This window comes from Stenotrophomonas sp. 71799_Sma (genome assembly GCF_056482505.1).
In genome coordinates this window covers 2,926,810-2,947,044 of the sequence record NZ_CM151202.1, presented here as the reverse complement: position 1 = coordinate 2,947,044, position 20,235 = coordinate 2,926,810, and the positions used below count along the sequence as shown (strand labels likewise).

Here is a 20,235-nt window from a genome sequence, read left to right as displayed (position 1 = left end):
GCCCGACCCCATATCCACGCCGCGTGTACTTCGTGTGCGCCATGTGCCTGCAGCAGGGGCGCTCAGTCGAACTCACCCTCGGCCGATTCTAGCCGTTGCCGGTAGGCAGCGCGGTGCTGATACAAACGCTGGCATTCGGCCGACCTGTGGATGCGGCTGCCGGGTTCGTTGGCTACCGAGTCGCACATCCGCGCGATGTGGTTGTTCTCTGCCAGCTCGGTGACGAAGAACACGGCCGTGATGCCGGTGCCGAGCAGCACGACATACAGCAGGCGGCTGAGCCAGCGCGACAGCTTGCGCTCGAAGTGCTGCTGGATGGTCAGGTCGAAACGGATGATGCTGAGCACGATCCAGACGATCGCGACCAGGAAGCAGAGCGTGGGCAGCAGCCCGCGCCAGAGTCCCGCTTCGTATACCGATTCGTTGTAGTGCACGGCAGCCCCGGCACCGGCGATGGCGATGGCAAGTGCCCAGTTGCGCCCCAGCGAGAGCAGGTCGTCGAGCAGTTTCTCGCGGTCCTTGGTCGGTGCTGCTGCCACGTCGGTTCCTTCTGCATGTTGCGATCGGCGGCGGGGTGCCGCCGATCCTGCAGATGGTGGGGTATTGCCCCGGCGATGAGAAGCCTTGCCGGCTCAGTGCGCAGCCGCGCGTTCCCCCATCCAGCGTCGGTAGCGGCGGGTCCGGCATGTGGCCGCGGCCTGTGCCAGCAACAGTGCCCACACCGGCGAGACGCCGGGGGCGGTTGGTTGGCGTCGGCTCAACCGGCCCAGCTGGTACTTCACCGCGGCCATGTGTGCACTGGCCGCCAGCGGCTTGCTGCGCCAGTCGATGTTGCGCAGGCTCGGCACCTGGTCGCGGCCTTGCTGCCAGTGGTGTGGCAGGTCCGGCTCGATCGCCAGCGCGGTGGCGATGCCGACCATGGCAACACCGCTGTCCAGCACCTGCTCGGCCACTACACGGCGACGGATGCCGCCGGTGACCATCAGCGGCATCGTTGCCACCGTGGCGATCTCGCGTGCGAATTCGAGGAAGTAGGCTTCTCGGGCCAGGCTGCGGCCGTCGCGTGCGGCGCCGGTCATCGCCGGCGCTTCATAACTGCCGCCGGACAGTTCCACCAGATCCACGCCCAGTGGTGCCAGCATCTCCACTACTGCGCGCGCCTCCTCGGGCGAGAAGCCACCGCGCTGGAAATCGGCGGAGTTGAGCTTCACTGCCACCACGAAGGCGGGCGACACCGCTGCACGCACACCCTGCACGATCTCCAGCAGCAGGCGCGCACGGTTTTCCAGGCTGCCGCCCCAGTGGTCCTCGCGCCGGTTCGACAGCGGTGACAGGAACTGACTGAGCAGGTAGCCGTGCGCGGCATGGATCTCCACCCCGCTGAAACCGGCACGTTCGGCCAGTTCGGCGCTGCGGATGAAGCGGGCAATCACTTCCTCGATGTCGGTTCCGGTCATCGCCCGCGGCGGTGCGAACTGCTTGGACAGGGCCCCCAGATCCATCGCTACCGCTGACGGTGCCAACGCCGGTTGACCGAGCGCGGCCGGCATCTGCCGCCCGGGGTGGTTGATCTGCATCCACATCTGCGCACCGCGCGAACGAGCGGTGTCGGCCCAGGCGATGAAGCGATCGAGGTGGCGATCGTCTTCCAGCACCACGCCGCCGGGACCGGTCATGGCACGGCGGTCGACCATTACGTTGCCGGTAATGATCAGCCCGGCGCCGCCGTCGGCCCAGCGCTGGTACAGCTGCAGCAGCGCGGCCGAGGGCGCGTGGTCGGCGTCGGCCATGTTTTCTTCCATCGCCGCCTTGGCGATGCGGTTGCGGATGACGGCACCGGAAGGCAGTGCCAGAGGCGAGAACAGCGACATCGGACAGCTCCAGGACAGGGGAATAGCGCTACGCTAACCTTCAAGTTTGATTGAAGGTCAACGGGTTCCAATGTCGAGGATTCAGGCAGATGAAGATCGGTGAGCTGGCGCGACGCACCGGCCTTGCCGCGTCGCGCATCCGCTTCTATGAGGACGAAGGGTTGCTGGTTGTGCAGCGCCAGGCCAACGGCTACCGCGACTATCCGGAGCAGGCGGTGCTGCTGCTGGAACTGATCACCGGTGCGCAGCGCGCCGGTTTCAGCCTTGAAGAGATCCGCGCGCTGTTGCCGCCGGACATGGGCCAGTGGCAGCACGAGGCACTGATCACGATGCTGCAGCAGAAGGTGGCCGATATCGAAGCGCTGCAGCTGCGGCTGGCAGAGAGCCGTGCGCACTTGCTGGCCCTGATCCAAGACATCCAGGCGCGGCCGGAGGGCATCGATTGCGCGGCCAATTCGCAGCGGGTGCTGGACCGGGTGAAGCGTGGTGAGCTGGCGCGGCCGACGCTGGCGGCCGGCGATGTGGCGATGCTGCGCCCGGATCGCCGCCGCCGCATGGGCAACGGCTGACGACCCGGCGCGGTGTTCAGTGGCTGCCTGTGACGGCGATCTTGCGCTTCTTGTCCACCATCACCGCCACGCACCACAGCAGCAGGCCGCCGATCGCGGTGGCTGCACCGACGTAGCCAGTGCTGGCCGGGCTGAAGCCGGCGCTGATCGCCATGCCACCCAGCCACGGGCCGAGCGCGTTGGCGGTATTGAAGGCGGCATGGTTGGAAGCGGCAGCCAGGGTCTGTGCTTCGCCGGCCACGTCCATCAGGCGGGTCTGCAGCACCGCAGCCAGCGCACCCATGGTGCCGACGGTGATGATCATCGGGCCGATGGTCCATACCGACTGTGCGGCCAGCGGATACAGCAGCAGCATCACGATCGACCACAGCAGCACCACCGCAGCGGCCTTGAAGTGGAACTTGTCGACCAGCCAGCCACCGGCGATGTTGCCGATGATCGCGCCGATGCCGAACACGCCCACGGCCAGCGGCATCCACGATTCGGCCACGCCGGTGACCTGCACCAGGGTCGGCGCCAGGTAGGTGAACACGCAGAACATGCCGGCGAAACCGACCGCGCCGATCGCCAGCGCCAGCCACACCTGGGTGGTGTTGAAGGCACGTAGTTCGCGCATCGGCGAGGTGCGCACCTCGTCCGGGTCCGGCAGAAGGAAGCGCGCGATCATCACCACGGTGGCGATGGCCAGCAGGCTGACCAGGGCGAAGGCGGTGCGCCAGCTCAGCTGCTGGCCCAGCCAGGTGGTCAGCGGGTTGCCGATCAGGATCGCGATCGACAGGCCCAGCAGAACCCGCGACATCGCCTGGCCGCGCTGGCCGGCCGGACTGATCGCGGCGGCCACCAGCATCGCCACGCCGAAGTAGGCGCCATGCGGCAGGCCGGCAACGAAACGTGCGATCAGCATCGTGCCGTAGTTCGGGGCCAGGGCGCTGGCCAGGTTGCCGACGGCGTAGAAGCCCATCAGCGCCAGCAGCAGCTTGCGGCGCGGGAAACTGGCGCCGACGAAGGCCAGGATCGGCGCGCCGACCACCACGCCGATGGCGTAGGCGCTGATCAGGTGGCCGACCTGGGTTTCGCTGATCGACAGGCCGCGGCTGATTTCCAGCATCAGGCCCATGCTGGCGAATTCACTGGTGCCGATGGCGAAGCCGCCCAGTGACAGGGCAAGGATGATCAGGGTGCGCTGACGGGGCGTCAGCCGCGCAGCCAGGGAAGAGTTGGGGCTCATGCGGGGGCGCGATGGGGGCGGGGAGCTCGCCATTGTACTGCTGCACCGCAACAGCAGCAGCCACGCTGGCGGTAAAACAGCGTTTGATCCGTGGGGTTGCGGCAAGCCGGGCATGGGCTCGGTACGACGGCAGGTTCGGGGCGCTGTTGTCGGCGTCCTGCATGTAATGACGACATGGACGTCGGCATGATGCGAAACACAGGGGCTGCGGAGTGCTGGAACAAGGAGGATGTCGATGCAGGAATTCAGGCATGTGCTGGAGACGCGCGGCCGCTATCAGCTGGTAGCGGTGTCCTACGCGCCGGTGTACGCTCCGGGCGATGTGGTCGGCCATGCGGTCGTAGCCGACGATGGGGATCGTCTGACCGACCTGATGTCGCTGGCCGAAGCGCGCCAACGCCTGCAGGCACTGGTGCGTGAAGAGGGCGAGGAGCCCGGGCTGGAGAACGAAAACCACCTGCGGAAGAAGGCGTCGCGCTGGCGCCGCCGCTAGGCCGTCGCGCCCTTGTGCGCATCATGGAGGATCCGGGTGTTGCCCAGTAAGAAGTATCTGCTCATCGCCATCATCACGCTGGCGACCCTGCTGCTTGGTTTCGTGTTTTCCGGTTACCTGACCCTGCTGTTGCTGGGGCTGGACACCAAGCTGTTCACATGGAATACCTACTACCAGTACTTCAACGCGCTCGGCCAGCCACAGGTCGCGCCCTTCGTGGGCAAGATCAAGTGGGCCGGCTATCTGGGTTTCGGCCTGCCGCTGCTGGTACTGCTGGTGACCGGCCTGGTGCTGCTTCTGAAGAAGGACAAGCGCTCGCTGCACGGTGACGCACGCTTTGCCACCAGCGCCGACCTGTCCAAGCACGGCATGTTCAAGAAGACCGGCCAGAGCATCGTGGTTGGCAGCCATGGCGGCAAGCTGGTGCGGCTGGACGGCCAGCAGTTCGTGATCCTGGCCGCGCCGACCCGCTCGGGCAAGGGCGTGGGCGTGGTCATTCCGAACCTGCTGGAGTACGGCGAATCGCTGGTGGTGCTGGACATCAAGCAGGAGAACTTCGACCTGACCAGCGGCTGGCGTGCCAGCCAGGGCCAGGAGATCTACCTGTTCAATCCCTTCGCCGAAGACCGCCGCACGCATCGCTGGAACCCGCTCAGCTACGTCTCCGACGACCCGGCGTTCCGCGTTTCGGATCTGATGAGCATCGCCGCGATGCTGTATCCGGATGGTGCCGAGGACCAGAAATTCTGGGTCAGCCAGGCGCGCAATGCGTTCATGGCCTTCACCCTGTATCTGTTCGAGAACTGGGATGACGAGCGCAGCAGTGGCTTCCCGGGCGGCTCGGGCACGCCCACCCTGGGCGCTGTCTACCGGTTGTCATCGGGTGACGGCAGCGATCTGAAGAAGTACCTCAAAGCCTTGTCGGAGCGGTCGTTCCTCAGTTCCAACGCGCGCTCGGCGTTTGCCAACATGCTGTCCCAGGCCGATGAGACCTTCGCCTCGATCCTGGGTACCTTCAAGGAACCGCTCAACGCCTGGATCAACCCGGTGCTGGACAAGGCCACCAGCAGCAACGACTTCCTGCTGACCGATGTCCGCAAGAAGAAGATGACCATCTACATCGGCATCCAGCCCAACAAGCTGGCCGAGAGCCGATTGATCATCAACCTGTTCTTCAGCCAGCTGATCAACCTCAACACCAAGGAACTGCCCAAGTCCAACCCGGACCTGAAGTACCAGTGCCTGCTGCTGATGGACGAATTCACCTCGATCGGCAAGGTCGAGATCATCGCCTCGGCGGTGTCCTACATGGCCGGCTACAACATCCGCCTGCTGCCGATCATCCAGAGCATGTCCCAGCTCGATGCCACCTACGGGCGGGAGGTGTCGCGCACGATCATCACCAACCACGCGCTGCAGATCCTGTACGCGCCGCGTGAGCAGCAGGACGCCAACGACTACTCGGACATGCTGGGTTACACCACCATCCGCAAGAAGAACGTCACCCATGCCCGCGAGAAGACCCACAGCTTCACCGAGGAGCGGCGCGCACTGATGCTGCCGCAGGAGCTGAAGGCGATGGGGCCGGACAAGGAAGTGTTCCTCTACGAGGGCATACCGCATCCTGTGAAGTGCGACAAGATCCGCTACTACAAGGATCGCTACTTCACCTCGCGGTTGCTGCCGAAAGTGGATGTTCCGATGCTTAACGTCTAATTCACGACGCTAAATTTGTGACGTGGATTCACATTCATTGACGTGAATTCGTGAGCTGAGTCAAAAAAACATCATCTGTTCATAGAAATTCAGACTTGTCTGACATGGAATTGACGCGCGGTTGTGCGACCCTGTGTTCGTCATCCAGAAATGTGTGCTGGGTGTCAAATGTTGTAGAGCAGGGTGGCCAGGAGTTTGTGCCATGGAAACAAGGATGGTTTCGACGTTGGAGATGTGTGCGGGTGTGTCGTCGGCAATGACTGACGGCCCCGTCACCTGGTTGGCAGCTTTCGGGCTGCAGGGGAACCGGGGCAGGTGTGCTGCGAGCCAGCGCGTCTTCCCGTTTCCGGTGCGCGTGATGCGGCGCCGGACGACCAGGGAGCCAATGTTCGGGACTGCTTTTTCGTACGTCAAAGTGAAGCCCGTATGAATCAGGCGTTTATCGCGAAAATATCCGTCGCCGCAGTCGCGGCGCTGATGGTGGCAGGGTGTGCCACCAAGTCCGCTCCCGATTTCGGAGGGCGCTGGAAGCCGGTCAACCGTTTCGCTGCGGCGACGACCGAGATCCCGCTGTACTCCAGCTACGTCTACCAGGCTTCGCCGATGGATGGCACGCTCAAAGCCATGCTCGAGCGCTGGGCCAAGGATTCCGGGCGCACGCTGGACTACCGCCTCAGCTCGGACTTCACGCTGTACGGCGCGGTCTCGAACATCGACACCACCAATGCACAGCAGGCCGTGATCGATCTCACCGCGGCCTATGCGACGCAGGGTATCTCCGTCTCCATCGTTGGCAACCAGATCGTTGTGCAGAGCGCTGGCGCGACGCCGACCGCGTCGGCGCAGGGCGCTGATTCCAACAGCGGCACCTGAGTCCACCTCGAAACCATCGAACGTGCCGCTCCCCGCGCCTGTCGCAGGGGCTTCACGCCCATTGATGTTTCAGCAGTACGGAAGAATCCATGTTCCGCAAGAAGGATCCCGGCAACAGTCCCAAGGTCGAGCAGTCGGTCGCCAAGGCGGTCAGCTACGAGATCACCGTGGCCGACATGGCGCGTCGCAGCGAGCGTCGTGCCTGGTGGGTCGCCACGGGCTCGCTGTTGATGTCGCTGGCATTGGCCGGTGGCTACTACTACATGCTGCCTCTGAAGGAGAAGGTGCCGTTCCTGGTGATGGCCGACGCGTACACGGGTACCGCGACGGTCGCGCGCCTGAGTGGCACCTTCCAGGGCGAGACCATCACCAGCAACGAAGCGATCAATCGCAGCAATGTGGCCCAGTACGTGCTGGCGCGCGAGTCGTACGACTCGGCGGTGATGGGCCTGCGCGATTGGGAGCTGGTGTTCGTGATGTCCACCGATCCGGTGGCGCAGTCGATGCGCGTGCGTTATGCCGGAAACAATCCACAGAACCCGTTCGTCATGTACGGCCGCGAGCGCGCCATCCGGGTCAAGATCCTCAGCATCACGCCGCTGGGTGCTGAGCCGAATGGCAGCTTCCGCGGTGCTTCGGTGCGTATCCAGCGCAGCCTGCTGGACAAGCGTACCGGCGTTGCCACTTATCTGGACAACCAGCTGGTGACGATGCGCTTCGGCTACAACCAGAACCTGGCGCTGTCCGAACAGGATCGCATCCTCAATCCGCTGGCCTTCCAGGTCACCGAGTACCGAGTCGACAACGATTATTCGCGTGGCGTACCGGTGCCGGATGACGGCGCCATGCAGGCACAGGCGCAGCAGGCAGCACAGGCCGCGCAGCAGGCCCAGGCGGCCTACGATCCCAACAATCCGGCCGCAGCCACGATGATCGATCCGGCCACCGGCCAGCCGGTCGCCGTTCCGGCCAATGGCCAGGTGCCGGGTCAGCCCGTGCAGGGCCAGCCGGTACAGGGGCAACCGATGCCGGCGCAGCCGGTGCCGGGTCAAGCAACACCGGGGCAGGCCATGCCCGGTCAGCCGGCCATGAGGCCGGCGCAGAACAATTCCACCGGAACTGCTGATGGAGCAAGCAACCGATGAGTAGTCGAAATATCAGGGGAAGCGCACTGGTGCTGCTGTCGATGTTGTCGCTGTTGTTTTCAGCAGCGGCGATGGCGCAGGCGGTGGACCACTACGAGTACGAGAAGGACCGCATCTATCCGGTTCGCACCGGCCTGGGCCTGACCACCCAGATCGAACTGAGCCCGAACGAGAAGATCCTCGACTACAGCACCGGCTTCAGCAGCGGCTGGGAACTGACCCGTCGCGAAAACGTGTTCTACATCAAGCCGAAGAACGTCGACGTCGACACCAACATGATGGTGCGCACCGAGACTCATTCCTACATCTTCGAGCTGAAGGTGGTGGCCACTGATTGGCGCCAGCTGGAACAGGCCCGTCGTGCAGGCGTGCAGTACAAGATTGCCTTCGTCTATCCCAACGACACCGTGTTCGGCGTCGCCCAGGAGGCGGTCGAGGAAGAGGCCAAGCCGCTGTTGAGCTCTGAACTGGCCAAGGACCGCCAGTACAACTTCAACTACTCCTATTCGACCAGCAAGGCGAAGAAGATGGGGTGGCTGATACCGGTCAACGCCTATGACGATGGTCGTTTCACCTATCTGAAACTGCCGAATTCGCCGGAGTACAAGACCGGCATCTTCCCGGCGGTTTTTGGTCGCGAAACGGAATACGGTGAAGACTTCGTGGTCAACACCACGGTTGAAGGCAATACGCTGATCGTGCACGGGACGCACCCGTACCTGGTCATCCGCCATGGCGACTTCGTCGTCGGCCTGCGAAGGAACGTGAAGAAATGAGCCAGCAGAACACTCCCGGAAACGACCCGAACAACGGACGCGACGAGAGCCAGAGCCCGTACGGCGCACAGGGTGCCCCGGACGCGCCGTCGAATCCCTACTTCGGCACGGCCCAGGCCGAGCCGGCGCCGGATCTGGACGCGGCCGCGCCGCAGCTGCGCTCGGCCGAAGAACAGCGGTTGAACCGCAAGGCGCTGCTGTTCCTCGGCGGCATCGTGCTGCTGCTGATGGCAATGGGCTTCCTGCTGTTCCGCAAGGGCCAGGATAGTGATGACGCCGTGCAGAAGGTGCCGGATGTCGCACGTGCCAGCACGCCGACATTGCCGGACGTTGCGCCGCCTCCGCAGGCGCCGCCGACTGCCGCCGAACCGATTCCGATGCTTCCGCCGATGTCGCAGGACGAAGGTCCGAAGCTGGTGCCCATCGCGTCCCGGCCGGAAGCCATGGAACCCCGTGGGCCGACGCTGGTCGAGCGCCGGATGGCTGGCGTGGATGATGCCGCGCTTGCGGCGGGCAATCGCGCGCAACCGCAGCGCAGTGCGCTCGACGAACAGACCCGCCAGGCGCTGCTTGCGAACATGATGCCCAACAACCAGCAGGGGCAGCAGAAGATCCGCCGTGGGCCGGATGTGGAAGACGTTTCCAGTGCCACCTACATCCAGAGCCCCGATGCGCTGCTGGTGCGCGGCACCTACCTGCGGTGCGTGCTGGAAACCCGCATCATCACCGATCTGGCCGGCTACACGTCGTGCCTGCTGACCGAGCCGGTGTACTCGATCAACGGTCGCAACCTGCTGCTGCCCAAGGGCTCCAAGATCTATGGCGCCTACGGCGGTGGTCCGATCGGCAAGCGCGTGGAAGTGATCTGGGATCGCATCACCACCCCCAATGGCATCGATGTTGCGATGTCCAGCCCGGGCGTGGATCAGCTGGGCGGCGCCGGTCATCCGGGCCAGTACAGCGCGCACTGGGGCAGCCGTATCGCCTCGGCGCTGATGATCAGCCTGATTTCCGATGCCTTCAAGTACGCGGCTGCCGAACACGGTCCGGAGACGACCACCATCGCCAACAACGGCATGACGGTGCAGTCGCCCTATGAGAGTGCTACCGCACGCACGATGGAGCGCCTGGCCAACGAGGCACTCAGCAGCAACCGTCGTCCGCCGACAGTCACCATCAACCAGGGCACGATCGTGAACGTCTACGTCGCCAAGGACGTCGACTTCACCAACGTGCTCCACCCCCGCCGGTAACCCAACGAACGATCATGGACGCCGAAGTGTCACCCCTCGCCCTCGTCTCCAGCGATTTCCTGCGCTATCAGTACGAAGTGCTGGGCATCGCCGAGTACATGACTTCCCCGGAAGTGACGGAAATCTGCATCAACCGTCCCGGTGAGCTGTACCTGGAAACCCGGGCGGGGTGGCAGCGCGTAGACGTGCCGAGCCTGACCTTCGAGCGGGCCCGGCAGTTCTGCACGGCGGTGGTGAACGAGAGCAACACCGGCCAGCGCATCACCGATGCCGATCCGGTCGTGTCGCTCACGTTCCCCACCGGCCAGCGTGCGCAGTTCGTGATTCCGCCCGCATGTGACGCCGGCAAGGTTTCGATCACTATCCGCCTGCCGTCCAAGCACACCAAGTCGCTCACCCAGTACCACGAGGATGGTTTCTTCAACCAGATTCTGGAACAGGATGGCAGTCTGAGCGAGCAGGATCGCGAGCTTCTGGAGCTGCGCCAGCAGCGCGAGTACGCCGAGTTCTTCCGGCGTGCGGTCATGTACCGCAAGAACATCGTCGTATCCGGTGCGACCGGTAGCGGCAAGACCACCTTCATGAAAGCGCTGGTCAATCATATCCCGGACAGCGAGCGCCTGGTCACGATCGAGGATGCGCGCGAGCTGTTTCTGACCCAACCCAATGTGGTGCACCTGCTGTACTCCAAGGGTGGGCAGAGCACCAGCAATGTCAGCGCAAAGAGCTGCATGGAAGCCTGTCTGCGCATGAAACCCGAGCGCATCATCCTCGCCGAGCTGCGCGGTGACGAGGCGTTCTACTTCATCCGCAACTGCGCATCGGGCCATCCGGGCTCGATCACCAGTTGCCATGCCGGCAGCCCGGAGCAGACCTGGGATCAGCTGGCGCTGATGGTCAAGGCCTCGACCGAAGGTTCGGGCCTGGAATTCAACGTGATCAAGCGACTGCTGATGATGACCATCGACATCGTCGTGCATATCAAGGCGCACGCAGGCTCGCGCTATATCACCGGTATTGATTTCAATCCTGGGCGTGCCCAGGGGCAGGAGGGCTGACCAATGCTGCCAGGACTGGAAATGATGGCGTGCCCGGAAATGGCCGTCTCGATGGACGTGATGCAGCACGTCATCAACGTGGAATCGTCGCGCAACCCTTACGCCATCGGCGTGGTCGGCGGTGCCTTGGTGCGCCAGCCCAAGGCCCTGGACGAGGCGCTGGCCACCGTTCGCATGCTGGAGGAGAAGGGCTACAACTTCTCCATTGGCCTGGCCCAGGTCAATCGCTACAACCTCGGCAAGTACGGTCTGGATTCCTACGAGAAGGCCTTCCAGCAGTGCCCGAACCTGCAGGCCGGTTCGCGCATCCTCGCCGAGTGCTACAAGCGCTCCGGTGGTGACTGGGGCAAGTCGTTCAGCTGCTACTACTCGGGCAATTTCGAGACCGGCTTCCGTCATGGTTATGTGCAGAAGGTCTATGACTCGATGCGCCGTGGGCAGCAGCTTGCCAGCAATGGTGTTGCACCGATCGACGTGGTGAGTCGCGGCGAACGCCGCAGCGTGAAGGTCGAGCATCACCCGCAGCTCGCTTCGCCGGCGCAGGCGCGCATCGTTGCGCAGGCGAGTGGCCCGGTGTACGTGCCGTCGGAAGATCCGGCACGTGCGTATGTCGTGTATCCGTCCACCGGTGCAATGGCGCGGGGCAGCCTGCTGAACATCGCCGACCAGGCGCTTTCCAAAGTGGTACTGGGCTCGGTGGATCGGATGATGCAGCCGCAGGCGCAGCCCACCCAAGGGGCCGCCTATCCGCAGCAACAGGCCGGTGGCCTGCCTCAGCAGCTGCCTCAGCAGGGTCCGGCGCAGACAATGGCCATGCCGCAGCAGTTGCCGGGCGCTGCCAGCGCCGGCAGCGAGGGGCCCGTGATGCTGCGGCCCTGGAGCGAGCGCAACCAGCCTGTGGCCGGTGGCGAAAATTCATTCAATGCACCGGTGCAGGCTGCGCCGTTGCAGCAGATTCCCGCAGGGGATGCGGCCTTCGTGTTCTGACGAAGTCGTGGTGCGGCCAGTCCCCCGGCTGGTCGATTCAGTTGTGTTAGTCCATCAACAAGGAAATCAATCCATGAAGCGATCCAATCTCGACCTCGTCCAGGCCCAGCGCACGCTGAAGACCCTGCTGATGGCCACGATCTTCGTTGGCGCACTGTTCGCCCCGCAGGTGTTCGCCACCAACACCGACTTCGGCGGCACCGACAAGAAGGTCTGCGGTTTCTTCTCCAACATCAACGGCCTGCTGAACATGGCCTCGATCGCCGTGGTGACCATTGCGGTGATCTTCGCGGGCTACCAGATCGCTTTTGCTCACAAGCGCATCAGCGACGTCGCGCCGATCCTGATCGGTGGCGTGCTGATCGGTGCCGCCGGCCAGATCGCGCGCATGCTGCTGGGTGAAGGCAGCGACGGCAAGTGCGGTGCTGGCACCAGCACGACCTACTACCTGATCAACAACGCGATCCAGTACTACAGTGCATAAGAACGTCGTGTTCCGCGGTTGCACGCGCCCAGCGATGTTCCTGGGCGTGCCTTATCTGCCATTTTTCATGGTGGCAGGCGGGCTGTTGCTGCTCAGTGTGTACACGAACTTCTGGTTCCTGCTCACCATTCCGGTGGCGATCTTCATCATGCGGCACATGGCCAAGCGTGACGAAATGATCTTCCGCCTGCTGGGCCTGCGACTGATGTTCAAGCTGAAGGTGCGCAACGTGCCGGAACACGATGGCATGTGGGTGTTCAACCCCAATCACTACCGCAACAAGCCGGCCCGAATGGATTGAGGTCCGGATCCGGCCTGGCGGGCGTCCGCGCTCGCCAGGTCTCTTGAAACTCCTTGGCAGTACCTCTTTGGAAGCAGTCGTATGTTCAGTCCTGACACCTCCATCAGTGAGTTCATCCCGTTGTCGTCGCATGTCGCCCCGAACGTGGTCAAGACCACGGGCGGCGACTACCTGCTGACCTGGCATCTGGAAGGGCTGCCGTTCGTCGGCCGAGAGGAGTGGGAGCTCGAGCATCGCCACAACACGTTCAACCGCCTGCTGCAGACCCTGCGCGCACCGGACTTCGTCAACGTCGCTTTCTGGGTGCACGACATCCGTCGCCGCCGCACGCTGAAGGGCAAGAGCAGCTACAAGCAGCGCTTCAACCAGGACGTGTCCGACCAGTACATGGGCATGCTGTCCTCGCAGCGCATCATGCAGAACGAGCTGTACCTGACCATGATCTACCGCCCGGTGGTGGCGGGTAAACGCTTCGTCGAAAAGTCGGCGAACGTGGACAAGCTGCGCGCCGAGCAGGAGCAGGCGGTAGAGAAGTTGATGGAACTGGCCGGCAACGTCGAGGCCGTGATCCGCGACTACGCGCCGTATCGACTGGGTATGTACGAAGCCAAGAATGGCGTTGTGTTTTCGGAAACGCTGGAGCTGTTCGGCTACCTGATCAATCGCATCGACGAGCCGGTGCCGGTGCTTTCGGCACCGATCAAGGATTACCTGCCGGTCAGCCGCCATATGTTCTCGGCTAAGACGGGCGATTTCGCGATCAATACCCCGAATGGTGCCAATCACTACGGCGCCATTCTGAACATCAAGGAGTATGCCGAGGGGACCTATCCGGGCATCCTCAACGGTCTGAAATATCTGGACTACGAGTACGTCATCACCCATTCGTTCAGCCCGATGGGGCGTCAGGATGCGCTGAAGGTGCTCGACCGCACCAAGGGCATGATGATCTCCTCCGGCGACAAGGCGGTCAGCCAGATCGTCGAGCTCGACCAGGCCATGGATCAGCTGTCGTCGGGCAACTTCGTGCTGGGTGAATACCACTTCATCATGGCGGTCTACGGCGACACGCAGGCCAAGCTTTCGCAGAACGTCGCCTCGACCCGCGCCGAGCTATCCAACGCCGGTTTCGTGTCGACCAAGGAAGACCTGGCGGTCACCTCGTCCTTCTATTCGCAGCTGCCGGGCAACTGGCGCTACCGCACTCGACTGGCCAACGTCAGCTCGCTGAACTTCCTGGGCCTATCGCCGCTGCACAACTTTGCCACCGGCAAGCAGCACAACAACCCTTGGGGCGACTGCGTCACCACGCTGCAGACCACCAACGGCCAGCCGTACTACTTCAATTTCCACGCGACCCATCCGTCGGAAAACTCGCTGGGTGAGAAGGCGATCGCCAACACCATGGTGATCGGCAAGTCCGGTACCGGTAAGACCGCGCTGATCAACTTCCTGCTCAGCCAGGTGCAGAAGTACGAGCCGTCGCCGACCATCTTCTTCTTCGACAAGGACCGCGGTGCTGAGATCTTCGTGCGTGCCTGCGGAGGAAACTATCTGGCCCTGGAGAACGGCGCCCCGACCGGCTTCAACCCGTTCCAGTGCGAGAACAACGAAGCCAACGTGCAGTTCCTGGCCGACCTGATCAAGGTGCTGGCCGGCAAGCGCGAATACAGCGCCCGCGAAGAAGAGGACATCTACCGCGCGGTGGAAAGCATGCTCGATACGCCGATGCACCTGCGCAGCATGACCAACTTCCAGAAGAGTCTGCCCAATATGGGCGACGATGGCCTCTACGCGCGCATGCGGCGCTGGACCTCGGGCAATTCGCTGGGCTGGGTATTCGATAATCCGATCGATACCGTTGACCTGAGCAAGGCCAACATCATCGGTTTCGATTACACCGACATCATCGACAACCCAGAAGTGCGCGTGCCGGTCATCAATTACCTGCTGCACCGCCTGGAGTCGTTGATCGACGGTCGTCCGCTGATCTATGTGATGGACGAGTTCTGGAAGATCCTGGATGGCGAGGGTGGCCTGAAGGAGTTCGCAAAGAACAAGCAGAAGACCATCCGTAAGCAGAACGGTCTCGGCATCTTTGCCACGCAGAGCCCGGAGGACGCGCTGAAGAGTGATATCTCCGCCGCCCTGATCGAGCAGACCGCTACCCTGATCCTGCTGCCGAACCCGAATGCCAGCAAGAGCGACTACATGGATGGCCTGAAGTTGACCGAGGCCGAGTTCAATGTGGTTACCGCCTTGGACGAGCGCTCGCGTTGCTTCCTGGTCAAGCAGGGTCATGCGTCCAGTGTCTGCCAGCTCAACCTGCGCGGCATGGACGACATCCTGTCGGTGATCTCGGCGTCGACCGATAACATCGACATCATGCATCGCGTCCTGCAGACCGCCGCCGTGCGTGCACGCGTGACGGTGGATGAGCTGACGCCGGAACAGTGGCTGGAAGATTTCTACAAGAACCGCAAGGGCTCCGGAAAGCCCGCATCCAACAGTAAGGAGGTTGCAGCATGACTGTCGCAATGGACGTGAACGCAGCAAGCCCCTTGAATTCGATGGAGAAGAACATGGAAACCACTGCCCGTACTGCTAGAACGCCGAGCGCAGTCTCCCGGCTCCGTTCCACCGCCATGGCGATTTCCGTCGCCGCATTGCTCAGCTTGCCTGTGAAGGGATACCCCATCCCGGTGGTTGAGGTTGGCTTGAATACCGTCAACAGCACGCTGACTGAGATCCATACGTTTACCGCTCAGGGGGAAGCCCTGCTCGAGTACGGTACCCAGGCGCAACGGTTTCTGGAAACAACTCAGAACTGGGCGCAGAAGCTGGCGAAGTTCAATCAGATCATCGCCTCGCCATTGATGCCTCAAGGCGTGAAGCTGGAGCCGGTTCCGCTTGAGTGGAATGTCGCCGAGCGCTGCGGTGCCGGCAATATCATGAGCCTGAGCGGTATCCTCACTGCGTTGGACTTGAGCCCGGGTGGGGACATCATAGCCCAGCAGCGCAACATCTGCGCTGCAATCCAGGTCATGGAGAATCAGAAGTACAACGAGACCGTGGAAGTTGTGCAGAAGACGATGCCCGACATGCGCAAGGTGCTGGACAGGATCAAGGATATCCGCGATCTGTGGAGCGGCGAGGGTGCGATGGCGGAGGCCTCCGCGAACGCAGTCGTTTCTGACGCCTATATGCAGGCGGATTTTGCGACCTGGGAAAAGAAGACTGAAGGGTATGACAAGCAGATTCAGGCGCTGACCAAGATGCAGCAGATTCTTGCGCAGCGCGCATTGAAGGGTACCGGTCAGTCACCTCTCGGTACCGTAGTGAAGGCCGCGGCACTGAAGGCAGCGCTCTCCAACTGATTAGACGCTGCTCCGGTCGAGCTGCAATCACATTCTAGGTGAAGTTATGGATCTTGGGCTGATGGATGCCATGTTGGGGCAAGGCCCCCTGCACATGCTGCAGAATCTGCACGCGTCATCCTCAATTGGTGACTTTGTGTTCTTCCGGCTGATCCTCGATTACCTGCATAAGGAAATCGCGGAGTACGGCGTCAAGCTGCTTGGACGCATGATGGCGTGGGTCGGTGGCATTGCACTGACTCTCATGACGCTCTGGGTGCTGATTCAGGGTTTCCGGATCGCCACCGGTCGCAGCCGCGATTCGATGATGGTGCTCGTGACCAACATGGCCAAGGCCGCGCTGATCGTGTCGGTTGCCACGACCATGGGTATGTTCGGTCGCGAGATGCATGGCTTTCTCATCAATGACGTGAAGAACGAGATCACTTACGTCGTGACCGGGAAGAAGGACTCACCGGAGGATCTGATCGATGAGAACCTGGGCTACATGCAGCTGGCGCTATCCAGCGTTGACGCGCTGGACGTGATGAGCGACGTGACGCTGGACAACGCGAAGACCCGTGCCATGTGGTTCATTGGTATGGGCACGGGTGGTCCGGCAGTCACAGCTGGCTCAATGCTTTTGCTGTATGAGGTCGCGCTGGCGTTGTTCATCGGCCTGGGGCCATTGTTCATCCTGTGCTTGCTGTTTGACCAGACCAAGCAGCTGTTCCAGAAGTGGCTGCTCTACGGCATAGGCACGATGTTCTCCATGGCGGTTCTGGCAGCGATGACCGGCATCGCGATGAAGATGGTGTCCAAGGTTGCGTTCGCCTTCTGGGGAAGCACGTTGACGGGCACGCTGATGGGTCAGAATTTCAGTGAAGGTATGTCGAGCATGGCGCTACAGCAAGGCGGCATGGGCCTGATCCTGACCACGCTGATTCTGACTGCGCCCCCAATGGCGGCGATGTTCTTCCAGGGAACATTGGGCAGCTTCATGGCATATTCGCAGATAGGCGGTAGTGCAGTACCTGCATCGCCGGGCCCGAATGGTCAGCCGCCGGGTTCGACGGGCGGTGGTCAGAGTTACAAGCCAGAGGCACCGTCCTCAGCTGCGGGATCTCAGTTGGGTGGAGGACAAGCGGTAATGCCAAGATTGCAAGGTGGACATGAGCCTCAGCATCCGTCTTCTGGCCTCAGAGGGAACGCCAATTCAGGAATTGCCTAGTTTGATCGCTTGGCTGGAGACGGTGGAGGTACGTTCGCTATGAAGTTGATTGCACATTGGGTATTGCTCGCCTCGTGCCTGCTGCTATTGGGTGGTGTTGATCGTGCGTGGGCAGAAGGAAACTGCCCGCCCGGGTATTACCCTATTGGCGGGCAGGGGGCGCGCGGATGTGCGCCGATTCCGGGAGGTGCCACTGGAAGCACTGGCTCCTCTGAGATCCGTCTCGCAACTCCGACTGGCAAATGGACCAAGACCTGGGGGGCAATTGCGGAGTCGAAAAGTACTCAGGATGCAGGGGTTTCAACGGGGTTGCGATCCAAGAATGAGGCCGAGCGCGAAGCAGTTTCAAAGTGTGGAGCGTCAGGTGCCCGGGACTGCACGGTCAGCATGAGCTATTTCAACCAGTGTATTTCCTGGGTCATTCCAAGCGGACGATCCGGTACTGGACGTGCGGGACTTGGGACAGGGGCTACCCCCGAGTTGGCGCTTGTCGCTTCGGAAGCAATGTGCCGCAATGATCGCGCAGGACGGTGTGAAGTGTTCTATTCGAACTGTACCAAGCCTTTGTTTGATGAATTCTGATCAAGGGCATGCGGCAAGGAATATCAGAGCAATGGCACACCAGGAGGTACACGCGCCGGTCGAGTCAATGCGTTGTCTGAGTACCCCAAACGGTCAGCCAAGCGCGCACCTCCCGAGCATCGCCGGGCCCGAATGGTCAGCCGCCGGGTTCGACGGGCGGGCAGAGCTATAAACCGAGTTCGCCTTCTGTGACGCAAGCTGATACTGATGGTGCTGGGCAGGTGGTCAGTCCACGATTGCATGGCGGAGGCGATTCGGTGCCGTCAGCCTCTGGTCTTAGGGGGAATGCCAGTTCCGGTGCCGTCTAGCTGGTCCAATGAGAAGGGAGTGAGGACAGTTTTATGAATGGAGCAAAGCAATGGGTGATTCTTTTCTTCTTTCTTCTCGTCTCATTGACCGAAGTTGCGTTCGCTGAAGGCAATTGTCCGCCAGGGTACTATCCGATTGGAGGTCAGGGCGCCCGAGGTTGTGCCCCCATTCCAAGTGGCGCACCGAGTAGCACATCGAGTGGCGGGATTTCCGAATTGCCCGCAAACTCTCCTACTGGGCGATGGGCCAAGACATGGGGGGCGATTGCTGAATCGAAAACAACTCAGGACGCGGGCACCTCTGTCGGTAAGCGATCCAAGGAGGAGGCTTCTCGTGAGGCAATTTCAAAATGCGGATCAGCTGGTGCTGCTGATTGTTCGGTTAGCTTCACGTATCAAAATCAGTGTGTCTCGTGGGTCATTCCAAGGGGGCGTTCTGGCGCAGGCCGTGCTGGGATTGGATCTGGTCCCACGCCTGAAAGGGCAAAATTCAACGCGCAAGCCATGTGCAAAAATGACCAGCCGGGATATTGCGAAGAGATCTATTCGGACTGCAGTAAACCGATATTTGATGAGTTCTAAGTTGCAGGCTTATGTCGTGCCCTGATATTCCGGTCCATTGATGTGACCGGCATCGCAATGAAGATGGTGTCCAAGGTTGCGTTCGCCTTTTGGTGAAGCACGTCGACGGGTACGCTGATGGGTGAGAATTTCAGCGAAGGTATGTCGAGCATGGCGCTGCAGCAAAGGCGGCATGGGCCTGATCCTGACCACGCTGATTCCCTGACTGCGCCGCCCAATGGCGGCGATGTTCTTCCAGGGAACATTGGGCAGCTTCATGGCATATTCGCAGATAGGCGGCAGCGCAGTACCGGCATCGCCGGGCCCGAATGGTCAGCCGCCGGGTTCGACGGGAGGTAGTCAGAGTTACGCCATGACGTTGAGCAGACCTATTCTGCAGCGGCCGGGACACTGCCCGAGGCGGAGGAAAACGCAGGGAGAATGTATCGATGCCGATGCGAAAGCCTGTCCTCTGGTACTCAACAACTGCACGTGAGGCTACAGGCGATTTGGGGGCGTTGCGCCGCCTTCGACCGTCTTGCTTCGTGGATGCAGCCCCGAATTTTGTGACTGGTAGCGCCATTTCAAGCTTTCGATCTTCGACGCAAGCGACCTCCTCGCGCTAAGCTCTCTTGGCGTCAGAAAAATGACGCTTCGGCGCTACCGATTGCAGGAGCTTTCCCGTCCATGAGGACCCTGTCCCCCCGCTCAATGGGTGACGCTTGCCACCGTCGCTGCCACGGTGCTCCCGGAGCTATCATCCGCATCTGCAGGGTGACTGGCGCGACTGGGCAACGCCACTATGCCTGCCTACGACGCGAGCATCGGCGAGACGATATTGAAGGAGTGGGAGGGGATGGAAGACAGGGCTGGCGCACACATGGACGATGCCCTGGCATTTGTTCCGTCCGGTGCGAACCTGCTGGAAGCGGTCAGGGGCGAGCTCAACGGCGATGGCATCGAGTATCAGCTGCTGGTCATCGATCAGCCGACACCGGAAGGGCTGGTGCCCGGCCAGCACGGACCCAACCGGGTGCTGCTGTTGCTGCGCGGTGACGGACGCGGGCGCTGGCAGCTGGCCGCGCGCAACGACAAGCTGGTGCCGTGTTCTACCCGAGGTGGCCTGGCCGGCGACCCTTTTGCGTATGCAATGGTCGAGGAAGGCACCTTCAGCGTGATCACCAACGGGGGTAGCCGCGAGCGCTGGAGCAGCACCTACCGGTTCCGCTATGCGCCTGCGGACAAGGCCTGCTGGGTGGATGGGGTGAGACGCAAGGTCGTGGATATCGAGACTGAAGCGACCAACATCCGGGATTACTCGGTGGCGGAGCTGGGCAGGGTGCGGTTCGAGGACTTCGACCCGTCCAGTGTCGCCGAGGTGTCGCTTCCATGAGCCAAGCTCCAACCGGCGGAAGGGAATCCGCGCTGATGAAGATTCAGGAG

Annotated in this window: 21 protein-coding genes; 17 read left to right on the top strand and 4 right to left on the bottom strand. The window is 62.1% G+C overall.

Annotated features, from left to right (window positions below):
• Nucleotides 1–62 precede the first annotated feature (62 nt).
• Together ACZK4Z_RS13660 and ACZK4Z_RS13655 are read right to left on the bottom strand one after the other, a co-directional pair.
• Complete coding sequence (locus ACZK4Z_RS13660; protein WP_478450867.1) at nt 63–539, bottom strand: hypothetical protein; 477 nt, start codon at nt 537–539, stop codon at nt 63–65.
• Nucleotides 540–632: 93 nt separating this feature from the next.
• Nucleotides 633–1,871, bottom strand: a complete 1,239-nt coding sequence (locus ACZK4Z_RS13655) for an NADH:flavin oxidoreductase/NADH oxidase family protein (RefSeq protein WP_006374758.1) — start codon at nt 1,869–1,871, stop codon at nt 633–635.
• An 89-nt stretch (nt 1,872–1,960) separates the two neighbouring features.
• Between ACZK4Z_RS13655 and ACZK4Z_RS13650 the strand changes: the two genes are divergently transcribed.
• Nucleotides 1,961–2,440, top strand: coding sequence for a MerR family transcriptional regulator (locus ACZK4Z_RS13650; protein WP_478450866.1), 480 nt, complete (start codon nt 1,961–1,963; stop codon nt 2,438–2,440).
• 16 nt (nt 2,441–2,456) lie between these two features.
• Here ACZK4Z_RS13650 and ACZK4Z_RS13645 read toward each other — a convergent pair whose 3' ends face one another.
• Entirely contained in the window at nt 2,457–3,668 is a 1,212-nt protein-coding gene (locus ACZK4Z_RS13645) for an MFS transporter (RefSeq protein WP_478450865.1), read from the bottom strand.
• Nucleotides 3,669–3,903: 235 nt separating this feature from the next.
• Between ACZK4Z_RS13645 and ACZK4Z_RS13640 the strand changes: the two genes are divergently transcribed.
• From ACZK4Z_RS13640 to ACZK4Z_RS13570, 15 genes are all read left to right on the top strand, one after another.
• The gene (locus ACZK4Z_RS13640) at nt 3,904–4,161 is read left to right on the top strand and encodes a hypothetical protein (protein ID WP_006374755.1); all 258 of its coding nucleotides are present in this window, start codon (nt 3,904–3,906) and stop codon (nt 4,159–4,161) included.
• Between the two features lie 36 nt (nt 4,162–4,197).
• Complete coding sequence (locus ACZK4Z_RS13635; RefSeq protein WP_012511444.1) at nt 4,198–5,877, top strand: type IV secretory system conjugative DNA transfer family protein; 1,680 nt, start codon at nt 4,198–4,200, stop codon at nt 5,875–5,877.
• Nucleotides 5,878–6,303: 426 nt separating this feature from the next.
• Nucleotides 6,304–6,750 (top strand): hypothetical protein, encoded by a 447-nt coding sequence (locus ACZK4Z_RS13630; protein ID WP_006374753.1) that lies wholly within the window; start codon nt 6,304–6,306, stop codon nt 6,748–6,750.
• Nucleotides 6,751–6,839: 89 nt separating this feature from the next.
• A complete protein-coding gene (locus ACZK4Z_RS13625; RefSeq protein ID WP_012511442.1) occupies nt 6,840–7,895 on the top strand; it encodes a VirB8 family type IV secretion system protein in 1,056 nt (351 codons plus the stop codon).
• Complete coding sequence (locus tag ACZK4Z_RS13620; RefSeq protein WP_012511441.1) at nt 7,892–8,671, top strand: TrbG/VirB9 family P-type conjugative transfer protein; 780 nt, start codon at nt 7,892–7,894, stop codon at nt 8,669–8,671. The genes ACZK4Z_RS13625 and ACZK4Z_RS13620 overlap by 4 nt, the downstream gene beginning before the upstream one ends.
• A complete protein-coding gene (locus ACZK4Z_RS13615; protein WP_125893915.1) occupies nt 8,668–9,924 on the top strand; it encodes a TrbI/VirB10 family protein in 1,257 nt (418 codons plus the stop codon). The genes ACZK4Z_RS13620 and ACZK4Z_RS13615 overlap by 4 nt, the downstream gene beginning before the upstream one ends.
• Nucleotides 9,925–9,938: 14 nt before the next feature.
• Nucleotides 9,939–10,982 carry a P-type DNA transfer ATPase VirB11 gene (gene virB11, locus ACZK4Z_RS13610; protein WP_032976212.1) on the top strand — a complete coding sequence of 348 codons (1,044 nt, stop codon included), beginning with the start codon at nt 9,939–9,941 and terminating at the stop codon, nt 10,980–10,982.
• Between the two features lie 3 nt (nt 10,983–10,985).
• Nucleotides 10,986–11,969 carry a lytic transglycosylase domain-containing protein gene (locus ACZK4Z_RS13605; RefSeq protein ID WP_049463037.1) on the top strand — a complete coding sequence of 328 codons (984 nt, stop codon included), beginning with the start codon at nt 10,986–10,988 and terminating at the stop codon, nt 11,967–11,969.
• Between the two features lie 73 nt (nt 11,970–12,042).
• Entirely contained in the window at nt 12,043–12,453 is a 411-nt protein-coding gene (locus tag ACZK4Z_RS13600; RefSeq protein ID WP_010484857.1) for a TrbC/VirB2 family protein, read from the top strand.
• Complete coding sequence (locus ACZK4Z_RS13595; protein ID WP_010484859.1) at nt 12,446–12,754, top strand: VirB3 family type IV secretion system protein; 309 nt, start codon at nt 12,446–12,448, stop codon at nt 12,752–12,754. The genes ACZK4Z_RS13600 and ACZK4Z_RS13595 overlap by 8 nt, the downstream gene beginning before the upstream one ends.
• A gap of 81 nt (nt 12,755–12,835) precedes the next feature.
• Complete coding sequence (locus ACZK4Z_RS13590) at nt 12,836–15,283, top strand: VirB4 family type IV secretion/conjugal transfer ATPase (RefSeq protein WP_478450863.1); 2,448 nt, start codon at nt 12,836–12,838, stop codon at nt 15,281–15,283.
• Entirely contained in the window at nt 15,280–16,131 is an 852-nt protein-coding gene (locus ACZK4Z_RS13585) for a hypothetical protein (protein ID WP_125893919.1), read from the top strand. Before ACZK4Z_RS13590 ends, ACZK4Z_RS13585 begins: the two co-directional genes overlap by 4 nt.
• Nucleotides 16,132–16,192: 61 nt before the next feature.
• Nucleotides 16,193–17,341: a TrbL/VirB6 family protein gene (locus ACZK4Z_RS13580; protein ID WP_125893921.1), complete on the top strand. Its 1,149-nt coding sequence runs from the start codon at nt 16,193–16,195 to the stop codon at nt 17,339–17,341.
• A gap of 39 nt (nt 17,342–17,380) precedes the next feature.
• Nucleotides 17,381–17,923 (top strand): DUF4189 domain-containing protein, encoded by a 543-nt coding sequence (locus ACZK4Z_RS13575; RefSeq protein ID WP_125893923.1) that lies wholly within the window; start codon nt 17,381–17,383, stop codon nt 17,921–17,923.
• A gap of 341 nt (nt 17,924–18,264) precedes the next feature.
• Nucleotides 18,265–18,813 carry a DUF4189 domain-containing protein gene (locus ACZK4Z_RS13570; protein ID WP_448123169.1) on the top strand — a complete coding sequence of 183 codons (549 nt, stop codon included), beginning with the start codon at nt 18,265–18,267 and terminating at the stop codon, nt 18,811–18,813.
• Nucleotides 18,814–18,822: 9 nt separating this feature from the next.
• Here the strand turns inward: ACZK4Z_RS13570 and ACZK4Z_RS13565 are convergent, their stop codons facing one another.
• On the bottom strand, nt 18,823–19,071 hold the full coding sequence (locus ACZK4Z_RS13565) for a hypothetical protein (RefSeq protein WP_197581506.1): 249 nt from the start codon (nt 19,069–19,071) through the stop codon (nt 18,823–18,825).
• Nucleotides 19,072–19,648: 577 nt separating this feature from the next.
• Between ACZK4Z_RS13565 and ACZK4Z_RS13560 the strand changes: the two genes are divergently transcribed.
• Entirely contained in the window at nt 19,649–20,185 is a 537-nt protein-coding gene (locus ACZK4Z_RS13560) for a hypothetical protein (protein ID WP_197581508.1), read from the top strand.
• Nucleotides 20,186–20,235: the final 50 nt, after the last annotated feature.